The 23613-nt window shown below is 70.5% G+C and carries 2 protein-coding genes (1 of these 2 cut by a window edge); both read right to left on the bottom strand.

The window, feature by feature from the left end; all coding sequences use genetic code 11:
• Positions 1–3: 3 nt before the first annotated feature.
• Entirely contained in the window at positions 4–10092 is a 10089-nt protein-coding gene (locus tag AQ611_RS26570; protein ID WP_102720063.1) for an SDR family NAD(P)-dependent oxidoreductase, read from the bottom strand.
• Positions 10082–23613, bottom strand: partial view of a non-ribosomal peptide synthetase gene (locus AQ611_RS25780; RefSeq protein ID WP_069235803.1) — the 3' portion only. 2092 nt of this gene lie beyond the right edge of the window; the window shows 13532 of its 15624 coding nt (coding positions 2093–15624); its start codon lies off the right edge, out of view; the stop codon is at positions 10082–10084. Before AQ611_RS25780 ends, AQ611_RS26570 begins: the two co-directional genes overlap by 11 nt.

The following is a 23613-nucleotide window of genomic DNA, read 5'->3' as shown; positions in this document are numbered from 1 at the left end:
AATTCAAAGATCGGCCGGCACCCAGCATGGCGCCAGCATCACGATTTCGTCAGGCTGCGCGGCCGCGGCCGCCGGCATGCCCGCGCCGGGAGAACGCGTGGACAAGCCGCGGATCGACAGGCAAACCGCGCCCGCGTCGTCGTACAGATCGATGTCGAACGCCGCACCGAGCGCGCCGCGCGGCGCTCGCCGGCTCAGTTGCGCCCATAGCGCGCCGCGACAGCGCCGGTACAGCTCGATGCGCTCGGCCGCGAACGGCAGCGCGGCGGGCGTGCCGGAATCGCTCGCGCCAGCGGCGCTGCGCGCGTCGAACAGCACGAGCGCCTGCAGCGCGCCGTCGAGCAAACCGGGGTCGATGGTCCAGCGCGCGTCCGCCGTGCCCGCACCGGCTGCCGGTTGGGCCGACAAGCGCACGAGCAGGCTGCCCGGCGCGTCGCCCGCCCACGTGAGCGTGCGCAGCGACGGGCCGTAAACCATTCCGGCCGCCGCGAGGCGCTGATAGAACGACTCGGGCGTCACCGGCAACGGCTGATATCGGCGCCGCAACGCGTCCAGATCGACCGTGCGCGACTCGGGCAGCACGTCGCGCGTTTCGATCGCGCCCTGGCAGTGGATCGCGGCGGACGAAGCCGATGCGCCGCTTTTCAGCCCGGACGTCAGCGCAAACGACAGCCGATCGCCGTCGCCACGCTGTAACCGGACGTCGAGCTCGATCGCAGCGTCGGCATCGACAGGCTCGACCCACGCGAGATCGCGCAGACGCATCGGCAGCACGTCCTGCGCCGCCGCACCGGCCGCGGCATCGGCCGCCGCGCGAATCAGCTCGATTTGCGCGGCGGCGGGCAAAAGCGCCCGGCCGTGAATCCGGTGATCGGCTAGCACCGGTTCGCCCGCGTCGATGCGGCTCGTAAAGCGCAGGCCGTCGAGCGTCGACCGGTTCTCGTGCAGCAGCGGATGCAGCGGCGCAGCGCGGTGCGGGCTCGGCGGGCCCGCGCGCATCGTGAGCGCGTGCAGCGATTCCACGCCGAGATCCAGCCAGAACCGCTCCTTTGCAAACGGATAGGTCGGCAAGCTCACGCGCCTGGCCCGCGCGCCGCGGTAAAGACGCGCCCAATCGACGTGCAGCCCCTTGACCCACAACGCGAGCAGCTTCGTCCATTTCTCTTTTTCGAACCAACGTTCGATGGCTTCGCGCAAATCGTCGTCGCCTTGCAGCAGTCCGATCGACGCGCGGTGATCGTCGACGCAGCCGACGTGAATGTCGACGCGGCTCGCATGCCGGCCCGACAGGAACGCGTCGAGCGCGCCGCAGACGGCTTCGTGCGACGCCGCCGTCAACGCAAGCCGGTGCTCCATCGCTTCCCGCCCGATCTGCAACGTGTACGCGAGATCCCGCAGCGGGATCGGCCGCGCCGCGTCGCGCAGGCGCTCGAGCAGCCGCTCGGCGCGTCCGGTCAACTGCTCGCGCGTGCGGGCGGACAGCACGATGGCCACCGTGCCGGGGTGATCGTCGGCAACGTCGGCCGGCTCGTCGCGATATTCGCCGCGATATTCCTGGATCACCAGGTGCGCATTCGCACCGCCCGCGCCGAACGACGAGACGCCGGCCGTGCGCGCCAGTTCGTCGGCCGCGCCGCCGGCGCTCAGCATCGGACGCGGCCACGGCTCGACGCCGCGCTGTAACCGGAACGGCGTGCGCGTGAAGTCGATGCGCGGATTCGGGCGCTCCGCATGCAGCGACGGCAGCAGCGTCGCATGCTGCATTTGCAGCAGCACCTTCGTCACGCCGGCGATCCCGGCCGCGCTCTCGCAATGGCCGATATTGCCTTTCACGGAACCAAGCGCGCACGATGCACCGCCGCCCGCGCGGGCAAAGGCGTCGGCCAGCCCCTTGATCTCGATCGGATCGCCGAGCGGCGTGCCGGTGCCGTGCGCCTCGACGTAGCCGAACTGTGAAGCCGGCACGCCCGAGCGGCGTATCGCGTCGCCGATCACGTCCGCTTGCGCGGCGGGATTGGGCACCGTGAAGCCGCTGGTGCGGCCGCCCGCGTTCAGCGCGCTCGCCTTGATGACGCCGTAGATGTGGTCGCCCGCGTCGACGGCCGCTTGCAGCGGCTTCAGCACGAGCGCGCCGACGCCCTCTCCGACGACGAAGCCTTCGGCGTCCGCGCCGAACGCGCGGCATTTGTCGTCGCCGGCAAGCATGCCCATCGTCGACAGGCCCATATAGTGAGCCGGGCTCATGATCAGGCTCACGCCGCCCGCGATCGCGCAATCGCACGAGCCAGCGACGATGCTCTCGATCGCCAGATGAATCGCGCTCAAAGACGACGAGCACGCGGTGTCGACCGCCAGGCTCGGCCCTTTCAGGTCGAACAGGTAGGACACCCGGTTCGCGATCGACCAATAGCTCGCGCCGTTCACGTAATCGGCGTTCATCGCGCCGACGAATACGCCAACCCGGTTGCCGGGCGCGAGCGTGGCCGGCGTATAGCCCGCGTCCTCGATGCTGGCGTAGGCTTGCTCGACGAACAGGCGCGCCTGCGGGTCCATCCGTTCGGCTTCGGTCGGGGAAATTTGGAAGAACAGCGGATCGAACGCGTCGATGTCGCGCACGAAGCCGCCCCATTTCGTGTAGTGCTTGCCCCACTTGCCGCGTTCGGCATCGAAGTGCGCGCGCCAGTCCCAGCGATCGCTGGGGATCTCGCTGATGCAGTTCCGGCCTTCGCGCAGGTTGCGCCAGAATTCGTCGAGATCGTCGGCTTGTGCGTAGCGCCCGCTCATGCCGATTACCGCGATGTCGCACGCGCGTGATGCCGTGCGCGATGCGTCATCGGCACTGGGCGGTGACGGGGGTGTCACGGCGGGCGGGCGCATGGGCCGAGACGTGGACGACGGTAGCGTGGGCGTGGGCGTCGGCTGCGAAACGCGCGCGGCAGACCCGCCGCCAGCCGTGTCGGCAACCGGCGCGACGCCCACCAGCGCCTCCAGCTCCCGACGGTGCGACGCGACGAAATGCTCAACCAGCCCGCGTATCGTCTGCACCTCGAAGAACAACGTATTGCTGACGTCGCTGAACGACTCATTCAGCTTGGTGACGAGCCGCACCGAATAGATCGAATCGATGCCATAGCCGTCGAGCGGCTCGTCGACGTCGAGACGGTCGAACGGGATGTCGAGTTCGGCGGCGATCAAGCCTTTGAAGTATGCGAGGCTCGCATCGACGAGGCGTTCGTATGCGCCATCGGCAGTGCGCACGTCAGCGGTGCTGCGGGTGGCGCGCGTTTGCCCGCTGCCCGGCGCATTTGCCTGCCCGCCCGCCGGCGCGGCGGCCTCGGGCGGACGCGCGACGGCGGATGCGCCGTGCGAAACCGCGTGCGGGGACGGCGCATCCGGCGCGCGCGCGGCTATCCGGACCACGCCGTCATGCGTCGCGAGCCAAATGCCGTTCGCCGCCCGGCGCGGCGCGAACCCTTCGCGGCGCAACGCGTCGCGTACCGCATACCCGGTTCCGTCGTCGCGGACGAGCAGCCAGCCACCGCGTTTCATCAAGCGTTTCAGGCGGCGCAGCAGCGCGTCGCTGCCGGTTTCGCCATCGACGCGCGCCAGCACGAGATCGAACGGCGCATGCGCGTCACGCGTCACATTGGGCGCCGCGCCGATGCGCAGCACCGGCAAGTCAGGCAAGCGCGCGGCGGCCGATGCCGCCGGCGCGTCGCGCGCGTCATCCACCGCGCCGATCACATACGCGCCGCATCGCTGCGGATGCGCGAGCAGCCGTTGCGGCAAGCCGGTATCGAGCGCGGCGCGCCCATCGACGTCGAGCAGCGTCGGCGCGGCGCCCATCCGAGCGGCGGCCTGCGCGAGCAGCACCATCGCGCAATCGGCAAGATCGCCGTCGAGTTCGGGCGGCGCGTCGGCAAACGCGGCGTCGTGCGGCAGCACTTGCAGCATCTCGTCCGGCGGCAGCAGCGCGCGCGGATAGGCAACCTGGTCGGTCACCTTCAGCAGCGCCAGTTCGTCGACATCCTGGCCGAAAAGTTGCGCGAGCGCCGCCATCCCGTCGCCGGGCTCGATCGACGCAATGCCGTTGCGCGCCATGATCGCCCGATAACGCGGTGTCGCGCCGACACCGACGCTGCCCCAATATCCCCAGTCCACGACCTTGACCGCGCAGCCCAGATCGCTCGCGAGCCGCGCGGCGAGCGCATTCTGGAACAGACAGCCGGCGCTGTAGTTCGCCTGCCCCGGCGGCGGCGTGAATACGACGGTCGACGAGAAAAACAGCAGAAAATCCGGCGGCGCGTCGCGCAGCGCGATGCCGAGATTGACACTGCTGTCGACCTTGCCGAAGTAGACCCGCCGGAACGACGCCTCGTCCATGTTCGCGAGCGTGCTGTCCTCGAGCACGACGGCCGAATGGATGACGCCGTGAATCGCGCCGAAACGCGCGCGCACTGCCGACAGGCAGGCGTCGAGGGCGGCGGGGTCGCAGGCGTCGGCCTGATAGTAGGACGGCGCGCGCGCGCCGTGCGCGCAGGCGTCGATGCGCGCGCCGATCTCGGCGTCGAGCGCCTTGCGGCCGACCCAGACCACCTGCGCGTCGCACTCCCGGATCGCGTGCGCGCTCCACGCCGCGCCGATCCCGCCCGCGCCGCCGATCACGACGTAGACGCCGTTTCTGCGCAATGGCATCCGCTCCGAGCGGGCGTCGAATTCAGCGCGCAGCCATTGTTTCGCGTACCAGCGTCCGCCGCGCTGCATCCGCAGCGTGCCGAGCGCATCGCAAGGCTGGGCCAGCAGCGCTTCGAGACGCGCGCCGCCGCCGGCTTGCGCATCTTCCACGCGTTCGATGTCGACATGGCGCACGCGCCAGCGCGGCATCTCCTTCGCGATCGTGCCGACGATGCCGTGCATGCCGCTTTGCGCGAAGTCGAAGCGATCGCCGGGAAAACCGTGCGCCTGCGTTTGCACGACCGTCAGCTCGAACGCCTGGGGCGCAGCCTTCAAACGCTGCAGTGCCTTCACGAGCCGGAACGCCGGCAGCACGCCTGCCTGTTGCGCGCGCTCGACGGCCGCCCGGTCGAACGGCGATGCGTCGCCGCTCGACGGCGCGATCCACACGAGATGATCGAACTCGCGCCGGGCGAGCCGCGCTTCGATTTCGCCGCTATCCAGATGGGATTCGAGCAGGATTCGCGCGGCGTGCGCGCAGCTCGTCGCGAACCGGTCGAGATCGGCGTGGCTCGCGGCGGCGATGAGCAACCGCGCATCGGGCGTCCGCTCGACGGCCGCGGCAGCGGGCGCCTCGCTCCAGCGCGGCAGAAAGTAATACGCCTGCGCGCTTGCGGTCGAATCGCCGCCGCGCTGCGCGGCAGGCGCGGCGGCAGTCTTCGCGGCCGGCGCGCCGCTCGCCGGTGCGTCGAGCCGCAGCGCGCCGTAGCCGACGATCGCGACCCGCACGAGTCCGTCCTCGTCGCACAGATCGATGTCGAATTTCGCGACGCGCGCGCCGTCGTCGCGCCGGCGCGCGAGCGCCCACATCACGCGCTCGCACGGGCCGCGCCATTCGACGCGCTCGATCGAGAACGGCAGCAGCGGCCGCGTGTCGTCGCCGGCGCCGGCGAACGCGGCGGTTGCCTGCAATGCGCCGTCCAGCAGCGTCGGCGGCATGCCGAACGGCGTCAACAGTGCCGCCGTCTGCGCCGCGTCCACTTCGAGCCGCGCGAGCGCGTGATCGTCGGCCGCGCGCAACGCCACGATGCTCCGGAACGCCGCGCCATAGCCGTAGCCGGCGCCGCGGTAACGTTGGTACAGCGCGTCGCCCGACACCTCCCGGCCGCAAGCGGCCGATAATGCGGCGAGATCGTGCCGGCGCGCATGCGCGTCGACGAGCGATGCGCTCGCCTGAGCATACTGTCGCTGCGCGTCGTCGCCGTCGGCGCAACGCAGCGCCCACGCGCCGGCGCCGGGTTCGCCGCGCACCTCGATATCGAGCGAGAGCGCGGCATCGCGCTGCCACGCCGGCTGCAGCCACGCGAGATTGGCGAGCTGAAGCGCGCGCGTGCCGCCCGGCCGCATGCCGCTCGATGCGGCGGCCGCCGCGAACATCTCGATGAAGGCCGCGGCGGGCAGCAGCCGTTCGCCGTCGATGCGATGATCGTCGAGGACGAATTCGCGGCCATCGAAGCGGCTGCTGAAACGCTGCAAGCCGACGCGCGACGTGTTCGTGTGCAGCAGCGGATGCAGCCGGCCCGGACGAACAGCGTCGGGCGCATACGCATCGGGCGCGGCTCCGCCCGACGGCTCGAGCAGATCGGTGACCCAATAGCGTTCGCGCGCGAACGGATACGCGGGCAACCCGATCTTGCGCGGCCGGGGCTCGTCGTACCCCGCCAGCCAATCGATTTGCGCGCCGTCGACCCACGCGCTCAACGCGGCATCCAGACCGTCGCGCGGCGAAATTGGCGGCTGGTCTGCGCGTGCCGCGCGGGCCTTGCCCGTGCGCACGTTCGCGGCGGCCGCGTCGCCCGCGACGTAGGCGGCAAGACGCGCGCCCAGATCGTCCAGCGACGACGTGATCAGCCCGAGCCGCTCGCTCATCGCCTCACGGCCGGTTTGCAGCGTATAGGCGATGCGCGGCAGTTCCGCGTCGCGCCAGCCGTTGCGCCGCACCGCGAGCAACAGCCGTTCGGCCGACTGCCGCAACGCCGCCTGCGTCTTCGCGGACACGACGATGGCCACGGGCTGCTGCGTGCGTGCCGGCTCGGCAGGCTCCGCCCGAGGCTCGACATATTCCTCGATCAGCACATGCGCGTTCGCGCCGCCCGCGCCGAACGACGAAATCCCCGCGATGCGCGGCAACTCCGTGTCGACGCCGTGCACCGGCACGACCGGCCGCGGCCACGGCGCCAGCTCGCGCTGCACGCGAAACGGGCTGTGCTCGAAGTCGATGTTCGGGTTGAGCGTCTCGGCGTGCAGCGAAGGCGCGAGCTGCCGATGCCGCATTTGCAACAGCACCTTGCTGATTCCCGCGATGCCCGCCGCGCTCTCGCAATGGCCGATGTTCGACTTCACCGAGCCGATCGCGCAGAACTGCCGATCCTGCGCGTCGCCGCCGAACGCGCGCGCGAGCCCCGCTATTTCGATCGGATCGCCGAGCGCCGTGCCGGTGCCATGCGCCTCGATGTAGCTGACCGCGCGCGGCGCGATGCCCGCCTTCGCGAGCGCGAGCGCGATCACGGCTGCTTGCGCGGCCGGATTCGGCACCGTGTAGCCGTTGGTCTTGCCGCCGTGATTGAGCGCCGACGCGCGAACGATCCCGTAAATCTGATCGCCATCGGCGATCGCGTCGCGCTTGCGCTTGAGCAGCACCGCGCCGACGCCCTCGCCGGGCACATAACCCTCGCCGCCTTCGCCGAAGCTTTCGCAGCGCCCCTTCGCCGACGCGAAGCCGCCTTGCCCAAGCATCAGGTACTTGTTCGGATGAATCGACACGTTGACGCCGCCCGCAATCGCCATCGCGCATTCGCCGTCGCGAATGCTGCGGCACGCGAGATGCAACGCGGTGAGCGACGACGAGCACATCGTGTCGAGCGCGAGGCTCGGGCCTTGCAGATTGAACAGATACGACACGCGATTCGCGATCGACGCCGGATGGCCCGGCACCGCGAACGGCTGTCCGCGCGCGGCGGACTCGGCGCCGAACAGCGGATATTCCTCGTACATCACGCCGACGAACACGCCGACGTGCCGCCCCTTGCCGCCTCCCGGCGCGCCCGGCAGGCTCGCTCGAGTGTAGCCCGCGTCCTGCATCGCCTCATACGCGCACTCGACGAACAGCCGTTCCTGCGGCTCCATGCCGACCGCTTCGCGCGGCGAGATGCCGAAGAAAAGCGGATCGAACTTGTCGACGTCGTCGATGAATCCGCCGTGCCGGCAATATGTCTTGCCGATCTTGTTGCGCTCGGGATCGTAAAAGCGCGCGTGGTCCCAGCGCTCGGGCGGGATCTCGCGAATCATGTCGCAGCCGCCGGACAAGCGTGCCCAGAACTCGTCCATGTCGCGCGCGCCCGGATAGCGGCCGGCCAGGCCGATGATCGCGATGTCGTCGTCGGAGGCGCCGGCCGCGTCGGAAAGCGCGGGCGCGGCGGCGCTCGCAGCCGGCAGCGCCGGCTGGCCGGCTCTCTGGGCGTCGAGCGGCGCGGACGCCGACGCGTCGAGCATGGCGCTTGCATCGCGCGGCTCGGGCTGTACCGGCGGCACGCGCGCGTCAGCCTCGTCGGCCTCGTTCGACGGACCGGCCATGCTCTGCCGCTCGGCCGCGATCGCGTCGCCCAGCCGCTGCGCATGCGCGCTCACGAAGTAATCGACCAGCTCGCCGAGCGTCTGATGCTCGAAAAAGAGCGTCTTGGACAAGCGGCCGAACGTTTGCTCCAGATCGTCGGTGAGACGGATGATCATCAACGAATCGATCCCGTATTGCTCGAGTTGCGCATGCTCGTCGAGCGTGCCGTCATGAAGACGCAGAATCCGGGCGAAGCGGTCTCGAAAGAAGGCGAGCGCGCGCTCGCGCAGCCCGGCGTCCGGCAATGGAGGCGATGCGGTCGGACGGGCCGGCGCGCTCGATGCGGCCGGCGTAGCTGACGTAGTTGATGCAGTTGATGCAGTCTGCACGGTCGGCGCGCGCCCGAACTGTTCAGCGCCGGCCGCCGGCCGCGATGGCGTCCCGGATGCCGCGCCATCGTCCGGCATCGACGCGCCGGCATCATCGGCCGCCTTGCGCGGCAACGTCCGGACCGCCAGGCCGTGCAGCAGCGCGACGGCCTGCCCGCGCGCGTCGAGCAAGTCGACATCGATGCGGCGCACCACGCCCGTCGCCGTGCCTGCCCGATAGCGAACCCATGCCCACAGCGGGCCGTCGGGCACCGGCGCCGCGAGTTCGAAGTGCTCGAGCGAGAACGGCACGGCGGCACCCGGATCTTCGACGTCGAGGATATCGAGGCCAAACGCCGCTTGCAGCGCCGAATCGAAGAGGCCGGGATGCACGACGAACGATTCGCCCGCTGGCATGCGTGGATCGCGCAGTTCCGCGAGCACCCCGTCGTTGCCTGCCCACAGGCGCTCGATGCACTGATGACCCGGCCCGTATTCGAAGCCAGCTTTCGCGAGCCGCGGATAGCAGTCTGCGCCGTTCAGTTCGAGCTTGGCGCGCGCGCGCAGCGCGTCGAGATCGATGCGCCCGCGCGCCGGCTCGTCGCGCGGCTCGGCGGCCTCGCCCCGGCCGTGGACGACATCCGCTCCGGCGGGGCCGTCCGACACGAGTTCGAGCAGCCTGCCGCCCGCCGCCGGCTGAATACGCACACGCACGGTCATCCCGCTCGCGTCAGCCCATGCGGGCTGCAACCAAACGACGTCGCGCAGCACGAGCGGCGGTATCGGCTGGCCGGCGGCCCGCAGCGCACGGCCGAACAGTTCGAGATACATCACGCCGGGCAGGATCGGCCGGCCGTTGACGCGATGATCGCGCAGATAGAAAGCGCTGGCGTCGAGCCGGCATTCGTATGCCGCATCGATCGGGCCCGGCCCGTCGCCCGCCGCGTCGCGCGCCGCCGGCGTGCCGGACGGCGACGCCGCCGCCCAATGACGGCGCCGCTCGAACGGATAACCGGGCAGCCTCACGCGCTTGACGCCGCCCGTCGCGCCGAGCCGCGCCCACGGAATAACCGCGCCGCCCGCCCATGCCGCGGCGAGTTCGGCTGCGCTTGCGCGGCGGCAGCGCTCGACGTCCCATTCGGGCGCGCCGGCATCGCGCGCGATGCCCCGGACGATGCCCGGATGCGCGGCGTCGGGCGCGGCGGCGAAGGCGCGAAGCTGCGCGCACAGCGCATCGAGCGATGTCGCACAGAACGCGACGCGGACCGGCAGCGCCTCGCGCCCCACCTGCAACGTATGCGCGACGTCGTCGAGCGCGAGCGAGCGGGTATGCGTCAGGTGCGCGCGCAATTGTTCGGCCATCACTGGCAGCGTGTCGGCCTCGACGGCGGACAACAGCACGAGCCGAGGCTCGCGGTCGGCAATGTCATTCAGCATGATGATTTCCCGGAAATTCTTCGAAGAGCACGTGTGCGTTCGTGCCGCCGATGCCGAACGAACTCAGTCCGGCAAGACGCGGCGCGCCGCGCTCGGACGGCCACGGCGCCGCGCTCGACGGCAGGTGAAACGGCGTGCCGTGCAGATCGATGTAAGGGTTTGGCGTCGCGCCATGCAGATTCGGCGCGAGCGTGCGGTGCCGGAGGCTCAGCACGATCTTCAGCGCGCCGGCGATTCCCGCGGCGGCTTCGAGATGGCCCACGTTGGTTTTGACGGCCCCGAGCGCGCAACGCGCAGCCGGCCCGCCCGACGCGTCGCGCCAGACTTCCTTGAGCGCGTTGATCTCGATCGGATCGCCAATCGGCGTGCCCGTGCCGTGCGTCTCGACATAGCTCACGTCGCCCGCGCGTATGCCCAGACGCCGGTAAAGCCCGGACACGAGCGCCGCCTGCGCGGCCGGGTTCGGCGCCGTCATCGAGTTCGCGCGGCCGCCGTGATTGACCGCGCTGCCGCGAATCACCGCGTGCACCGGATCGCCGTCGGCCAGCGCGGCCGCGAGCGGCTTCAGGATCATCGCGCCCGCGCCCTCGCCGCGCACGTAGCCGTCGGCGTCGGCCGCGAACGTGCGGCAGCGGCCGCTCGGGCTCAGCATCCGCGCTCTGCCCATCGACAGCGTGATGCGCGGTTCGAGCAACACGTTGACACCGCCGACGATCGCCAGACGGCAGTCGCCACGGCGAATCGCATTGATACCTTCGTGAATCGCGACGAGCGAACTCGAACAGGCGGTGTCGAGCGCGACGCTCGGGCCGCGCAGGTCCAGCAGATACGACACGCGGTTCGCGATCATGCTGTGACCGTTACCGAAATTCGCGAGCGGATCGACTTCGCCGCGCGTCATCAGCATGCTCGCGTAATCCATCGAGCTTGCGCCGACGAACACGCCCACCGAGCGCTCCGGCAGCGAACGCGGCGCATAGCCCGCGTCTTCGAGCGCATGCCAGGCCGTCTCGAGAAAGAGCCGATGCTGCGGGTCCATGTATTCGGCCTCGAGCGGCGACAAGCCGAAGAACGCGGGCGAAAATTTGTCGACGTCGTTGACGAAACCGCCCCATCGCAGCGCATCGCCGCCGGGCTGGCCCGCGTAGTCGCGCCAGTTCCAGCGTTCGGCCGGCGCCTCGCGGATCAGATCGACGCCATCGCGCAGGCTGCGCCAGAAGCTGTCCAGATCGTCGCAACCGGGCATCACGCCCGCGATGCCGATCACCGCGATCGCGCCGTCGGCCGCGGCGGGTAAAACCGGCGTGGCGCCGCGCACGCCGGGCATCGGGGCGGCCGCGAGTATCGGCGCGATGGACGCAACCGGAGCGGCGACGGGCGGCGCGACCGGAATCGCGGCGTCTGCGAGGCCCGACGTCGATGCCATCGACGTAATCGCGGCGTCTGCAGGCATCGGCTCGACGGGTTCGAAGGACGATGCCGGCGTGGCGAAGGCCGTCGGCTGGGCCGTCGGCTCGTCGATGGCCGTGGATGTCGCCGTTGCTGTCGGTCCCGACGCAGCCGCTGATATTGCCGCCGATGCCGCCCTATCGGACGCAGCAGCGGCCACGCTCGCCAGCCATTTGCGCGTGGTGCCGTGCCGGTAGAAGTCGGCGGGCGTGCCGCGCGTGCCGAAAGCGCCGTTCAACGCATCGGCCAAACGGACGAAACGGAACGAATCGAAGCCAAGCTGATGAAAGTCCTGATCCACATCGAGCGTTTCGGCCGGCACGCCAAGCACGCTCGCCACGACCGCGAGCGCACGCGCTTCGTCGCCGGACACCGCGCCGCCCGTCGCGCCGGCGTCGAACGGCAAAAGCCGCGCGTCGGCCGCGCGCACGCTGGCCCGATCGAGCTTGCCGCTCGCCAGGCGCGGCAGCGCCGCGACATGGTGGAACCGGCCGGGCAGCAGCGCCAAGGGCAGCGTGCGCGCGAGATGCGCGCGCAGCGTGGCGCCGTCTGTCGGCTCGCGCAGCTCGACGAACGCTTCGAGCGCGATACCGTCGACGCCCGGCGCGACGATCGCGTCGACGACGCTCGCGTGCGCACGCAGCGCGGCCTCGATTTCTCCAGGCTCGACCCGTTGCCCGTTGACTTTCACCTGGCGATCGCGCCGTCCGATCAGCACGAATTCGCCGTCCGAGCGCCGGTAGCCGAGATCGCCGCTGCGGAAATAGCGCTGCGGGCCGGCGCCGTCCGGGTCGACCGTGACAAAGCGTGTGTCCGACGCGGCCGATTCTCCGGCATAGCCTTCGGCGAGCGCGAGCCCGCCGACCAACACCTCGCCTTCGACGCCGTCGGCGCAGAGACAGCCGCGAGCGTCGACCACGAGCATGCGCACGCCATCGATCGGCCGCCCGATCGACACGATGCCCGACTCGTCGCGACCGACGCGCTTGCAGCTCGCGTCGGCGCTCATCTCCGACGAGCCGTACAGGTTGACGAGCACCGCATGTTCGCAGCAAGCGTGAAACGCGTCCGCCAGATCGCGCGGCAACGGCTCGCCGCTGCTGAAGCAGAGCCGCAGGCTAGCGAGCGAGCGCGCGGCCTGCGGCTCGCGCAGCAACACGCGCAGCAGCGATGGAATCGCGACGATGCGCGTCACGCGGTGCCGCGCCAGCTCGGCGGCGAACCACGCCGCGCCGCGTTCGCGCAATGGCCGGTCGCCGAGAATCAGCGTCGGAATGCCCCGCAGCAGCGGCGAGAAGAGTTCCGCGACGTGATCGACGAAATTCAGCGACGTCTTTTGACAGCAGACGTCGTCGTCCGCATAAGGAAATGCCCGCCAGCCCCATTCGAGCCGATTCAGCGTGCCGCGCACGCTGCCGCGCACGCCTTTCGGCTTGCCGCTCGAACCGGACGTATAGATCACATAGCAGCACGTCTGGCCGGCGTCGGGCTCGCCCGCGCCCGTCGACGCGTTGGGCATGCCGGGTGCGGCGCGCTCGTCGAGCGCGTCGGCGTCCACGCACGGCAACGCGCCCCAAAACGGCCCGCTTTCGAGACGGCCGCGCGCGGCCGCATCCGTTACCAGCAGCGCCGCGCCGCTATCGGCGCTCATCTGCGCCAAGCGCTCGGCGGGCAGCGCGGGATCGAGCGCCAGATAGGCCGCGCCCGTCTTCCATGCGGCGAGCGCGGCCGCGACGAACGCGAAGCCCGGCTCGAGCAGCAGCGCCACCACGCGATCCGCGCCCGCGCGCGGCGGCCATGCCGCGCGCATCGCGCGGGCGAGTCGATTCGCGTAGGCATCGAGCGACGCATAGTCGAGACGGCGCCCATCGTGGATCAACGCAGTGCCCGACGGCGTGCGCGCAACCTGTGCGTCGAACAGCGCGACGAGCGCGCGCGTATCGACAGCCGCGCGTTCGCCATCGGACGACGCCGGGCCGTCAGCCGCAGGCAGCGCCGCATCCCGCGCCGCATCCGCCGGCCACCGCGCGAGCAGCGCCAGATAGTCTGCGCGAATCGACTCGATCCACTCCGTCGAATAGACGGCCGCATCGAAGTGGCACAGCAGCGTGACGCCGCGCGCCGTTTCGAGCGCCTCGAATGCGAGAGGAAAATCGACCTGCTGGCGCACGTCCATCACCGGCCGCATCCGGACCGGCGTATCCGCGAGCCGGCGCTGCATCGGGCGAATCCAGTTTTGATACATGAACACGGCGTCGAACAGTGGCTGCTCCGGATGCCCGAGTGCCTCGTGCAGACACGCATATGGGTAATGCCCGTGCTCGAACGCGTCGAGCAATTCGCGCTGCAGCGATCGCAACCGTTCGACCGGATCGTGCGGCGCACGCGCGTCGACGGGGATGACGAGCAGGTTCACGAAATAGCCGATCAGATCCTCGAAACGTTCGTGCGGCCGCCCGAAGAACGGCGTTGCAATACGCACGTTCTGGCCATGCGCCGCGTCGCCGCGCTCGCGCAACACCGACGCGAAAGCGGCCAGCATCACGCAGTAGCGGCTCGCGCCGCTGCGCGACGCCAGTGCGTCGAGCCCGTCGAGCGTGGCGGCCGGCACGTCCGCCACGAGCGTGAGCCGGCCGCCTTCCCCGCTTGCGCACGCGTCGTGCCCGCCCGGCAATCGCAACGGCTCGCGCTCGCCGCCCAGCCGCCGCAGCCAGAACGCGCGTGCGTGCGCGCCGTCGGCGCTCGCGAGCCAGTCGCGCTGCCACGCGGCGAAAGCCGCGTAGCTTGCGCGCGTGGCCGGCAACTGCGCGTGCGCGCCCGCTTCGTAACAGCGGACGAACGCGTCGAGGAAAACCGGCAGCGAGCTGCCGTCGAAAACCGCGTGATGGAACGTGAAGAGCACCACCGTCTGATCGCCGGCCGCACCCGGCACGACGTCGACGCGCAACAGTGCGTCGCGTTCGAGATCGAACGGCTGCCGCGCGAGTTCGCGCAGCCATTGCGTCAGCGCGGCTGGCGAGCCGCTCCATCGCGGGTGCGCCGTGCAACGCGGGCTTGCGTGCGTGCCGATGCGCAACCGAAGCGCATCGCCGTCCAAATGAAAATTGGCGCTCAGCAGCGGATGCTGCTCGAATACGCGTCCGGCCGCGGCGAACACGCGCTCTGGTTCGACATCGCCGTCGATCTCGAACGCATACGGCACGTTGTAGCCGACGCGCGCCGGATAGTGACGCTGCTCGATCCACAAGCCGCGCTGCCCGATGCTGCACGGATAATCGCGTTCGCCGGACTCGTCCGGGCCACCCGGCCCGCCTGACGAAACCGCCGGTTTCGCCGTGCGGCGAAGCGTTGCGGGAAGACGTTCGGCCAGTTCCGCGAAAGTACGGCAATCCGTCAGTTCCGCGAGCGTCAGGCGGGTTCCGTATGCGTCGTTCAAGCGGTTGCGCAACATCACCGCCAGCAGCGAATCGACGCCGTACTGCCGGATCGGCCGCTCGAAATCCAGCTCCTGCGGCGCGAGTTGCAGCAGCGCGCTGAGCATCGAGCGCAATTCGGCATGCGAATCGTCGGCGGATGGCGAACCGGCGTTATCGGCGTCATTGCGCTCGCCGGCGGCGCGCTCAACGCCAAGCGACGCAGGTTCGGCCGCTGCGTCAGCCCCGCCCGGCAATGCCAGCCAGCCGGCCGCGGGCGGCAGCCGACAAATCCGCTCGTCGAACGCATAGCCCGGCAGATGCAGCCGGCGCACGCCGTCGAGCGGCGGCTGCGCGCCGATGTCGATGCCGCCGCACCACAAGCGGGCGAGCATCGCGTCGTCGCCGGTGTCGCGCACGGTCCGCACGAGGGCCTCCACGGCGGCGCTGCCCACGAAGGTCGCGCGAATCCAGTCGGCGCCTGCGGCGTCGCCGACGTGCAGACCAGCGTTAGGCTCGCCGTCGACGAATGCCCGCAGTGCGTCGATCGCGCCGCCGACATCCGGCGCGACGACGGCGAGCCGGCACGGGAACGCGGTGCGCCGCCACAGCGTCGCGGCGAGCGACGCCAGATCCGTGTCGGGCGAACGCTCGAGATACGCCAGCAGCGCGCGCGCATTACCGAGCAGCGACGCGTCGCTCTTCGCGGACAGCGGCAGCAGCCTCGGCCGGCTCGCCGTGTCCCGAGCGGGCGCGGCCGGCGCGGCGGCGCTCTCCTCCAGCACGGCGAACGCATTGACGCCGCCGAAGCCGAACCCATGCACGCCCGCCCGCCGCACCGCCGACGGGCCGGCCGGCCAATCGCGGCACGCCGCGCGGATGCTGAACGGACTGCGCTCGAGCGGCACATGCGCGCCCGGCCCTTCGAAGCCAGGCACGCCCGGCCGCACGCGCCGGCGCAGCGCAAGCGCGGTCTTCATCAGCGCGGCGATGCCCGACGCAATCTCCGCATGGCCGATCACGGGCTTGAGGCTGCCGAGCGCGCATTGGCCGTCGGACGACGGACCGAACGCCCACTTGAGCGCCTGGAATTCGATGCTGTCGCCGATCTCCGACGCGATGCCGTGCGCTTCGACATACGTCAGCGAAGCAGCCGGCACGTCCGCGCGTTCGAGCGCCTGCGCGATCGCCGTTTTCATGCCCTGCGCGTTCGGCGCCGTCAGCGATACGCCCTTGCCGCCGTGCGCGACGCCCGTACCCTTGACGATCGCGTAGACGTCGTCGCCATCCGCGAGTGCGACGTCGAGCGGCTTGAGCACGATCACGCCGACGCCTTCGGCGCGCACGAAGCCGTCCGCGCCCGCCTGAAACGAGCGCGCGCGGCCGGTCGGACTCAAGAAGCCCACCGCGCCGAGATTGATCGCGCCAAGCGGCGACAGCACCAACTGCACGCCGCCCACCAGCGCCTGCTCGCACTCGCCCGCATCGATCGCGCTCATCGCGCGATGCAGCGCGACAAGCGACGACGAGCAACCCGTGTCGCAATGCTCGCTCGGCCCGCGCAGGTTCATCAGATGCGACAGGCGGTTGGCGACCATCGACGACGACAGCGCCGACGCGACGAGCGGACTGCCCACCGGCAGCTGCGCGGTATATGCATACTCGGATGCGCCGATCGCCATGAACACGCCGGTTCGCCGCTCGGCAAACGCCTTCGGCGCGATGCCCGCGTCGTCGAGCGCAAGCCACGCGTGCTTGATGAGCAGGCGCTGCTGCGGGTCCATCACGGCGGCTTCGTAAGGAGACAGATCGAAGAACAACGGATCGAATGCATAGACGTCGTCGATGAAACCGCCCCACTTCGACAGCGTGCGCGGCGACGCGCCGTCGCTTTGGCCGAAGCACGCGCGCCAGTCCCAGCGCTCGGCCGGCACTTCGCCCGTGCAATCGACGCCTGCCTCGATGTTGCGCCAGAACGCGTCGAGCGACGGCGCGCCTGGAAATTGCCCGCTCATGCCGACGATCGCGAGATCACGGCGGCGCGGCGCGCGGGATCCGGGCGACGCTTCGCGCTCGGGCGACGCGCCCGATGCGGCGGCCACGCTCTCGGCTGCGACGCGCTCGGTCCGCGGCGCGGCCGGTTCGACGGCGCGCGCCGCCGCGTCTTCCCGCGGGCTGCGCGCATCGCCGCTCGGCCCGCGCGCGCACGATACCGACCTGTGCTCGCCGGGCGTCCCGTCGAGCCCGACGTATGCGGCTGCGGCGGTTGCCGTTGGGGCCGCGCCGGTTTCGGCGGTTTCGGCGGTTTCGGCAACTTCGGCAACTTCGGCAACTTCGGCAACTTCGGCAACTTCGGCAACTTCGGCAGCTTCGGCAACTTCGGCAGCTTTGCAAACTGCGCCGTCGCGCTCGACCGGACGTATCTCGTGCTCGCTGTGCGTGCGCACCTGCGCGACATGCCGCGCGAGCTTGTTTAGCGTGTTGAATTCGAATAACGCACCGGCGACGAGTTCGACGCCCAGCGCGTCGTTGATCTGCTGCACGAGCTTCACGCCGACGATCGAATCGAGCCCGTAATCGCCAAGCGATTCGTCCGGATCGATATCGGCGGGCCGCTGCTGCAACGCTTCGCAGATGACGCGCAGCAAGACCGCGCGCACGGCGTCCACGGCGTCGGGCGACGGCGGCGCGGCGGGCGCCTCCATCGCATGCGCGCGGCCGGCATTGCGTGCCTCGCCGCTGTCGCGGGCATCGCCGCCGGCGAGCGGAACGTCTGCCACGCTCGTCGGCGCCGCGCCGCCGCCGGCGGGAGCGGGGGCAGGATCGCCGCCGTCCGCCCAGGCGGAATCGCTGCCGTGCGCATCTTGCGGTGCGCCTGGGTCGGGCCACGCTTCGTCGTCGCGCCGCGGCCCGATTCCGTAGCCTGCGGCGTCGCCGGTCACGATTTGCAAATCGCTGCCGTGCAGCCGCTCGCAAGGAAACGCGATGCGCTCGTAGCCCTGATCCAGCAGCACGTCGCGCCAGCTCGCCGCCGACAGCGCCGGGCCGTATGGCTCGCGCAGCTCGCCGTCGCCAAAGCGCCACCAGCCCTCGAGCAGGCCGAACGTCAAATGCGAGAACAGCGAGTTCCCGGACAGTTCGAGCAACAGCAGACGACCGCCGTGCTTCATCAGCGACTGCATGTGCCGAACCGACGTCCGAATGTCCTGCGTCGCATGGACGACGTTCGCGGCGATGACGAACTCGTAGTGCTCGGCGGCGAACCCCTGTTCGAACGGATTCTTTTCAAGATCGAGAATCTTGGTCGTCAGATACGGATGCTCGCCGCGATAGCGCCGCTCGGCGCGCTGCAAAAACAGTTGCGACAGGTCAGTGAAGCAGTATTCGTCGACATGCGCGGCGAACGGCTTGAGCGCGCGCAGCACATGCTCGCTACAGCTTCCGGTTCCCGCGCCGACTTCCAGCAGCCGGACCCGCGCGTCGGGGTTCGCGGCGACGATCGCCTCGATTCTCGCCGCGACGAGTGCGGCGACAACCGTGCCGTAATAATGAACGACGGGATTTTCCTTATAGATCGATTCGACGAGCGCCATCGAGCTGGCCGAGAAAAACACGTCGGTTGCCTTCTTGCGGCCGGCGAGCACATCGGGCGTCGCTTGCAGCGCAACGTCGATGAAGCGCGTCACGGACGTCATGAACGGATCGCCCGCCATCCCGGCCCGGGTGGCTTCCCAGCGCGGCCCGCCATTCGCCGCGCGTGCCTCGAGGTCCGCCGACACGATCAGCGCGTCGCCTTCGATCATCACGTCGTCGCGATCGGCGAGAATCCTGATGCTCGCATCCACCCAGCGCACGAGATAGTTGCCGCGACCCAGCGCCGCGCGCAACGCGTCGAGCGAATAGCGGCCGCGCCGGCCGTCTGCCGCCAAGCCGGCCTCGGCGGCGAACGCGGCGATCTGCCGCCACAGCAGCGCGCAAAGCAGCGGCGCGATGTCGTCCACCCGGCCGTAAATCACATCGATCATGTCCTGGGCCTGCGTCAGCCCGGCCGGCTGCGGCGCGTCGTGCGCCGGCACGGCCGCCGGCGCCTTCGCGTGCAGCGCCATGTCGCTGAAGTGCAGCGGCGCAGCGCCGCCCGCATGGACGATGCTGAACGCCGCGAGCCGCTCGAACGGCTGCGTGAGCAGCATATCGAGCAACGCCATGCCGCTGGCCGGATCGAGCGTGCCGAATCCCGCGCGCGCCAAGTGCCGCCGCGCGCCGTGAGCGTCGTCGCGCAGCTGCGGCGTCTCCCAATGCCCCCAGTGGATCACCTTCGCCCGCCCCGCGCCGCGCTGGTTCAATTGATCCGCGAACGACGCAATGAAGGTGCCGCCCGCCGCATACGCCGCGCAGTTCGGATTCAGATAGAACTCGTTGACCGACGAGAAGAACAGCAGAAAATCGAGCGCGCCGACATCGAACGCGTCGACGAGATTCAACGCGACCGTCACCTTCGCCGATAGATTCCGCTCGAACGCGTCCGCGCTTTGCCGGTGCAGCGGCTGGTTCTCGTGCAGCATCGCCGCATGCACGACGCCATGCACGTGCGCAAAGCGCGCGCGGATTTCGTCGCGGGCGCGCGCCAATTGACGCGCATCGGCCGCATCGGCCTGGATATAGACGGGCGCAGGGCCGAGCGCTTCGAGCCGGCGGATCGCGGCGGTGATCGCGTCATCCTGCGCGCGGCGGCCGATCCACACGAGTTGCGCGCGATGCGCGCGCATCATGTGCTCGCTCCAGTCCTGGCCGATCGCGCCCGCGCCGCCTACCACCACATAGACACCGCCCTCCCGGCCGCCCGGCGCCGCCCGCGCGACGAGCGCATCGTCGACGGGACGCAGCGCCGGGCGGAACCAGTCGCCGCGGCGGCGCGCCCACGGCCGGCCGCCGCGCTCGAACGGCAGCGCGTCGAGCGCGCGCGCCGCCGCTTCGTCAGCGCCGTCAGCATCATCGAGATCGACGATCCGCGCCCGCCAATGGGGATGCTCGTTGACGACCGTGCCGACGAGGCCATGCACGCCCGCGTGCGTCGCCGTGACAGGGTCGCCCGCGAGAATCGCGACGGCCCGCCGCGTCACCACCGTCAGCTTTAACGGCTTCGACCCATGCGCGCCGCCGAGCGCGCGCAGGAACGCCGCGCCCCAGAGCACGCCCCAACGCTGCTGCGCGGCCATCTCGGCCGGCGTGCCGGGCGCGTCGTCAGGCAGCAGCCAGACCCAGTGATCGACGTCCGGATGTGCCCGCACCAGCCGCTCCAGCGCAGCGGCGTCACCGTGTTGGCCCGGATCGACGCGCCGCGCGTGCATGAACGGCAGCGGCACCTCGCGCCCGGCGCAGACCACGACCGTCAAGCCCGCGTCGTGCGTGCCGCCCGGCATGACCGCGCAACGCTCCCAGCACGGCACGGCGGCCACCACGCGGCCGCGCGCGATAGGCACAACCGACGTGTTCGATGCAACCGATGCGCGGGCCGCGGCCGCGGCCGGCGCGACGCGGGATACAGGAGCGGCCGTGCTCGACGCCGTGTCGGCATCGCGTGCGGTGAATGGCATGTCGATGAGTTCCCTTGCGGTGATGAATGGATAAGTCGGAAGATGAACGCGCGGCGGCCGCAGCGGCCCGCGCGCCCAGCGGACCTCGCCGCCCGCCGCCCAATGACGGGCGAGCGCGTGCGCATCGTCGTGCGCATCGAGCGTGCCGGCAGGCGGCACGCTGCGCTTCGTATCGCCGACGTGGACGGCCGCGTCGGCATCGCCTGCGACGAACGACGCCAGCGCGCGGCGCACGTCGTCCCAATCGCGCGCGACGATCGCCAAGCGATGCGTCCACGCGACGCGTCCGGTCTGCAGCGTGTACGCGGCCGCGCGAAAGTCCGGCAGCGGGCCGCGGCGCCGCGCGAAGGCGAGCATCTGCTGCGCGGCGGCAGCGAGCTTGTCGCGCGTCTTCGCCGACAGCACGACGCATGCCGCGCGCGCGCCGGTCGCGGCGCTCGGCGACGTTGACGTTGACGTTGACGTTGACCGCACATCGTCGGCGCTTCTGAACAGCGCGTGCGCATTCGTGCCGCCGACGCCGAACGAGCTGACCGCGGCATAGCGCGGCTTGCCGTCGCGGCTCGGCCACGCGCGCGCGCGCTCGACAAGCGCGAACGGCGAATGCTCGAGGTCCAGCCGTTTGGCGGGCGCGTCGACGTGCAGCGTCGGCGGAATCATGCCGTGGCGCAGGCTCAGGATCGCCTTGATCGCGCCTGCCAGCCCCGCCACGGTGTCGGTGTGGCCGATGTTGCTCTTGACCGAACCGAGGCCGCAACGCTCGCCGTCGCGCGCGCCCGTGCCTGTGTCCGTGCCGAACGCGTCGCTGAGCGCTGCGAACTCGATCGGGTCGCCGAGCGCCGTGCCGGTGCCGTGCGTCTCCACATAGCCGACGTCGGCGGGCGCGACGCCCGCGCGCGCGAGCGTGCCGCGGATGACCTCCGCCTGGCCGGCCGCGCTCGGCGCGAAGAAACCGGCCTTCAGCGCGCCATCGTTGTTGACCTGCACTTCATCGAGCCATGCGTAGACGGCGTCGCCGTCCGCGAGCGCGAGCTCGGCGCGCTTGAGCAGCAGCACGGCGACGCCCTCGCCGCCCACCATACCGTCCGCTGCGTCGTCGAACGCGCGGCACTGGCCGTTGCTCGAGAAATTGAGGCCTGGCTGGTGCAGATAGCCCGCCATCGGCGCGGCGAACACGTTGGCCGCGCCGACGAGCGCATAGTCGGCCGCGCCGCTGCGGATGCTTTCGAGCCCCGCCTGGAGCGCGACGAGCGACGACGAGCAATTGGACTGCACGAACACGCTCGGGCCCGTCAAGCCGAGCTTGTGCGAGATCATCGTGGGAATGCTGCCGCCCTGCGCCATCAGCCAGCGCACGTATTCGTCCGCCTCCTCGATCCAGTACGCGCCGCGTGCGGCGTCCGTGTCGCCGGATGCACCCTGTCCCGCCGACATATAAACCGCCGTGCGCGGCGCGTCGGACGGCACCTGTCCCGCATCCTCGAACGCACGCCATGCATGCATCAGCAAGTGCCGGAATGCCGGGCTCATGAAGCCGGCGTCGCGCGGCGACAAGCCGAAAAACGCGGCATCGAACGCGCCACGGTGCTCGATCACCGCTTTCGCCGGCACGAAACGTGGATTCCGGCGCGTGGCCTCCGGCACGCCGAGCGCTTCGAGTTCCGCGTCGCTCCAGCGCGTCACGCATGCGCGGCCGTTGCAGAGATTCGCCCAGAATGCGTCGACGTCCGCGCTTTCGGCGAATTCGCACGATATGCCGATCACCGCGACACTGCGCGAGCGCGCGTGGCCGCTCATCGGCGCACCGGGCGCTTGCGAGGCCGGGCTCGGCCGGGCGTCGCCGGCTACGCGGGCGGCCGTGGCCGCGCCGCCGTCGGCATCGGCTTGCTCCGTTGGCTCCGTTGGCGCTGCACGCGCGGTCGCGCCCATTTCGTCGAGCACCGCGCCAAGGCGGGCGATCGTCGGATGCCGGAACAGCAGGGTCACTTCGATCTTGCGTCCGATACGCTCGCCAAGCCGCTGCGCGACCTGCACGGCGCTCACCGAATCGCCGCCGAAATCGAAAAAACCCGCCGCGTCGTCGTCGATCGGATAGCCGAGCACCGCCTCCCAAGCCGCCCGCACGAGCGCCGCGCCCGCGCCGCCCTCTGCGCCGGGACGCGCGGGCGCGGACGCGGACGCGGCATCGTCGGCGGCCGGCTGCAGCGGCCGTTCGATCAGCGCGCGGCGATCGATCTTGCCGTTGGCGGTGGTCGGCAATCGCGTGTCGAACACGATGCGCTGCGGCACCATGTACGCGGGCAAATGCAAGCCAAGCTCGGCCTTGAGCGCCGCGGGCGACACATCGCCCGAGCGCGGCACCACATACGCGACAAGGCACGGCGGCCGCGACGGCGCTTCGTGCAGCACGACGGCCGCCGCATCGAGCGTGCCCTGCCGGATCAGGCAGGCCTCGATCTCCTCGACGTCGATCCGGTGGCCGCGCAGCTTGATCTGATGATCGCGGCGGCCGAGGCAGCGCACGTCGCCGTCGCCGTCGCGCACGGCGAGATCGCCCGTCAGAAACATCCGCTCGCCCGGATGGAACGGATCGTCGACGAACTTCTCGGCGGTCTGCGCGGGCAGCCGGTGATAGCCCGCCGCGAGCCCCGCGCCCGCGATCGCGAGTTCGCCGGGCGCGCCGGGCGGCTGCATCCGGCGGTGCGCGTTCAACACGTAAAGACGCGTGTTCGCGATCGGCGCGCCGATCGTCACGCGGGACGCGCCGTCGAGCCGCTTCGCGCTCGACCAGATGGTCGTTTCGGTCGGTCCGTACAGGTTCCAGCAGCGCGCGCCGGATGCGGCCAAGCGCGCGAGCAGCGCGGGCGGCAGCGCCTCGCCGCCGCACAGCACCTTCAATGCGGGCGACGGATGCCAGCCGACCTGGAACAGCATCTGCCAAGTCGTCGGTGTTGCCTGCATCGCGCTCGGCCGCACCGTCTCGACGAACGTCTTCAGCCGCTCGGCATCGGCCGCGACATCCGCATCGCACAGCACGCACTCGGCGCCGCGCACAAGCGGCAGAA

Origin of the sequence: Burkholderia singularis (genome assembly GCF_001718875.1) — a bacterium.
Lineage (GTDB): Bacteria > Pseudomonadota > Gammaproteobacteria > Burkholderiales > Burkholderiaceae > Burkholderia > Burkholderia singularis.
The sequence above is the reverse complement of the archived record's forward strand: the minus strand, read 5'-3'. Positions and strand labels throughout refer to the sequence as shown.

What these genes read in the sequence shown, in the direction of transcription:
- AQ611_RS26570 (WP_102720063.1), bottom strand. Translation starts at nt 10,092, where the DNA reads ATGCTGAATGACATTGCCGACCGCGAGCCTCGGCTCGTGCTGTTGTCC.